The 3,279-nt window shown below is 39.7% G+C and carries 4 protein-coding genes and 1 pseudogene; all 5 read right to left on the bottom strand.

The genetic code is table 11. The annotated features are described in order from the left end of the window. On the bottom strand, positions 1-292 hold a 292-nt coding region (locus K8S13_RS24940; RefSeq protein WP_291466459.1), incomplete at its 3' end, for a chorismate synthase. Beyond that, positions 262-1,029, bottom strand: coding sequence for a chorismate synthase (gene aroC / locus K8S13_RS24945; protein WP_291466460.1), 768 nt, complete (start codon positions 1,027-1,029; stop codon positions 262-264). The genes K8S13_RS24940 and aroC, both read right to left, overlap by 31 nt. 12 nt (positions 1,030-1,041) lie before the next feature. Continuing rightward, positions 1,042-1,557 (bottom strand): shikimate kinase, encoded by a 516-nt coding sequence (locus K8S13_RS24950; RefSeq protein WP_291466461.1) that lies wholly within the window; start codon positions 1,555-1,557, stop codon positions 1,042-1,044. Between the two features lie 158 nt (positions 1,558-1,715). Next, entirely contained in the window at positions 1,716-2,987 is a 1,272-nt protein-coding gene (aroA, locus tag K8S13_RS24955) for a 3-phosphoshikimate 1-carboxyvinyltransferase (protein WP_291466462.1), read from the bottom strand. 47 nt (positions 2,988-3,034) lie between these two features. After that, positions 3,035-3,279: pseudogene (locus tag K8S13_RS24960) on the bottom strand (shikimate dehydrogenase); the annotation flags it as partial.

Consider the following 3,279-nt stretch of genomic DNA (forward strand, 5'->3'; position numbering starts at 1 on the left):
ATATAGCCTTTTGCCTTAAAAGATGATCCGCCAAAACCAGATTTACCATGGCCTCGCAGACTACATTAATCCTGGGTATGGCTGAAATATCGTGGCGCCCTTTTATTGAAATGGTTTTTTGATCTCCTGATTTATCAATCGTATTTTGTTCAATTCTTATTGAAGGGATCGGCTTAACCGCCACTCGAATTATGATGTCCTCACCATTTGTTATGCCCGCAAGAATTCCTCCGGCATTATTTGTAGCAAATCCCGTGGAATTTATAGGATCATTATTTTCACTGCCGAGCATTGCAGCAGAACAACCCCTTTAACCGCACCAATGCTCATAAGCGCTTTTGCCAGATCAGCGTCTATCTTATCAAATACCGGCTCTCCCAATCCTTTTGGAACTCCCTTTGCCACTATTTCAACAATGCCGCCAACAGAATCGCCCATTTTTTTCACATATTGAATACGCTCGTGCATCTTTTCTGCCACCTTAGAATCCGGGCAAAAAAACATATTCTTTTCAATTTGATTCAAATCACGTTTTACCGCCTTTATTCCACCCAATTCAATTGTGTATGCAAAAACATTAGTTCTTTCCCTGTCAAGAAGAGCTTTGGCAACAGCACCTGCAGCAACCCTTGCCACTGTTTCACGAGCGGAGGCACGTCCACCTCCACGCCAGTCACGTATTTTATATTTGGCCATGTATGTTATATCACCGTGACCCGGCCTGTAAATATCTGCATAGGGATCATATGCACCTGGATCTGCATCTTTGTTTTCAACCATGATCATTAAAGGAGTTCCGGTTGTCATTCCATTAAAGACTCCGGACATGATAACAGCTTTATCAGGTTCCACTCGTTTTGTACTCACGGTTGACGATCCGGGTTTTCTCCGGTTTAGCATTGACTGGATGATATTTTCATCAATAGGTATCCTCGGAGGGCATCCATCTATTACAACACCGATTCCTTTCCCGTGGGATTCCCCCCATGTTGTTATTTTGAATAATCTTCCTAAAATGTTTCCAGGCATTTTTTTACCTCACTAAAACTTCAGGTTTGTTATGACAGCTTTGCATACGTCGTCAATATCAAGGTTGTCGGTATCGATAGAAAAGTCCATTGCTTTTTCATAGTATGGTTTCCTGAGCAAAAGAGTCTCTTTTATTTCTTCATCAAGTTCTTTTGATGTCAGAGAAGGCCTGAAATCTTTTGTTTTACTGTCGAGCAGCATTCTATTTTTAACGGTCGCAAAAGTTGCCTTTAGCCATATAATTGTTCCGTTTATTTTCATATTTACTATGTTTTCTCTGTTAAGAACAATTCCTCCGCCTGTAGCTACAATCTGATTATCATGTGCGCATACCTCTTTTAGGGCATATGTTTCCTTTTCACGAAAAATATCCCAGCCTTTTTTATCCACGATTTCTGAAATAGTCATTCCTTCTTCTTCAACTATTTTCAAATCAGTATCGATAAACTGCCGGTTTAAAATACCGGCAATCAATTTACCTGTTTCTGTCTTGCCGCTGCATCTGTAACCGATTAAATAAATGTTCATGACTCATCTTTAAGTTTAAAAAAGTTTGGTAATTTTTTTCTGACAGGATTTACAGGATTCACTGGATCTATTTGCTTATATTCCGTTTCCCGAAGAACCGGAATATATACAATCGCCTTCGGCGAAATAAACTGTGAAATATGCGTAACTATTTAATTTTAATTATGCAAACCATTAAAAACATTCCAAAAATCAGGAAATGATTTTTCAACGCATTTCTCGTCTTTTATAAAAATGCCGGGCACTTTAATACCTGCAATTGCAAAACTCATGGCAATTCTATGATCTTTGTAAGTAGAAATTTCTGCTCTATGCGGAATGCCGCCTTTTATAACCAGGCCTGTATCGGTTAAGTTTGCATCAATACCCATTTTTGAAAGTTCGTTAGCTACCGAGGTTAAACGATCACTTTCCTTTGCTTTCAGATGCTTAACTTTTTTAATAACGGTTGTTCCTTTTGCAAATGCTGATACAACCGCAAGTGTCGGAACCATGTCCGGCATATCAGCCATGTCTGCCTCTATACCTGAAAGCGATCCACCTGTAACGCTGATACCGTCCTTTTCATGCAGCACTTTACATCCCATTTCTTCAAGCAGCCTTGTAAAATGAACATCCCCCTGTTGAGAATCTCTTGTTATTCCCTTAACTTTGATACAGGCACCGGTTATCGCTGCAGCTCCCCAGAAATAGCCTGCCTGTGAACAGTCCGGTTCAACAAAATACGACCCTGCCCTGTATTCCTGCCCTTGTTGAACCTTGAAATAGTTGTATCTATTCCGCATAACATTAATGCCAAATCTTTCCATTACATCCACGGTCATATCGATGTAAGGTCTGGATACAGGACCCTTTGTCACATTTATTTCAAGGCCCTGTTTGAAAAACGGTTTGGTAAACGATGCTATAAAAAGAATCGCTGAAAGATACTGGCTGCTGGTTTCGCAATTTATTGTAATTTTTCCGCCTTTTAGATCTCCACCTTTAATTGCAACAGGCGGGCAGCCATTATTATTAACCGAATGTGCTAAAGCTCCCATCTGAATCAAAGCGTCCAGCAGGTCCTGAATCGGACGTTCTTTCATGCGCTTAGTACCGGTAAAAACATATCTGCCTTTGCCCAGAGAAGCCAGCGCCGTCAATAAACGCATTGAAGTCCCTGAATTATCGAGAAATACAGGTTCTTTAATATGCTTAAATTCCCCATTTGTACCATGAACAATAAAACGGTTTTCATCTGCATCTATCTTTATTCCCATTTGTTGCAGTGCACTTACAGTGATTAGCGTATCTTCGCTTTTTAAAGCATTATCAATGCTGCAAATTCCGTCAGATAATGCTGAAGCAATCAGGATTCTATGCGTGTAGCTCTTTGACCCGGGAACTGAAACTTCACAGTTTTTTATTTTTTCAGGTCTTATCTCAATCATAAATATCCTTTCGAATCGACTAATCAAACATTCTACTACTCAACGACTCAACTGCTACAACCCAGTGCACTTAAAACTGCTTTTCTCATTAAATCTATAGGTGCTTTTCTGCCTGTCCATAATTCAAATTGAGCTGCTCCCTGGTAAACAAACATTGAAACGCCGTCTATTGTAACGCATCCTTTAGTCTCAGCAACCAGCAGGAGATTAGACTTTATTGGATTGTAAACTGCATCCATTACAACCATACTACTTTTTATATCTTCTTTTGCAACCGGAATATCTTTAACAT

This window comes from Desulfobacula sp. (assembly GCF_021107415.1).

Coding starts and splice junctions, on each gene's coding strand:
- aroC (WP_291466460.1), bottom strand. CDS start 1,029: ATGCCTGGAAACATTTTAGGAAGATTATTCAAAATAACAACATGGGGG.
- K8S13_RS24950 (WP_291466461.1), bottom strand. CDS start 1,557: ATGAACATTTATTTAATCGGTTACAGATGCAGCGGCAAGACAGAAACA.
- aroA (WP_291466462.1), bottom strand. CDS start 2,987: ATGATTGAGATAAGACCTGAAAAAATAAAAAACTGTGAAGTTTCAGTT.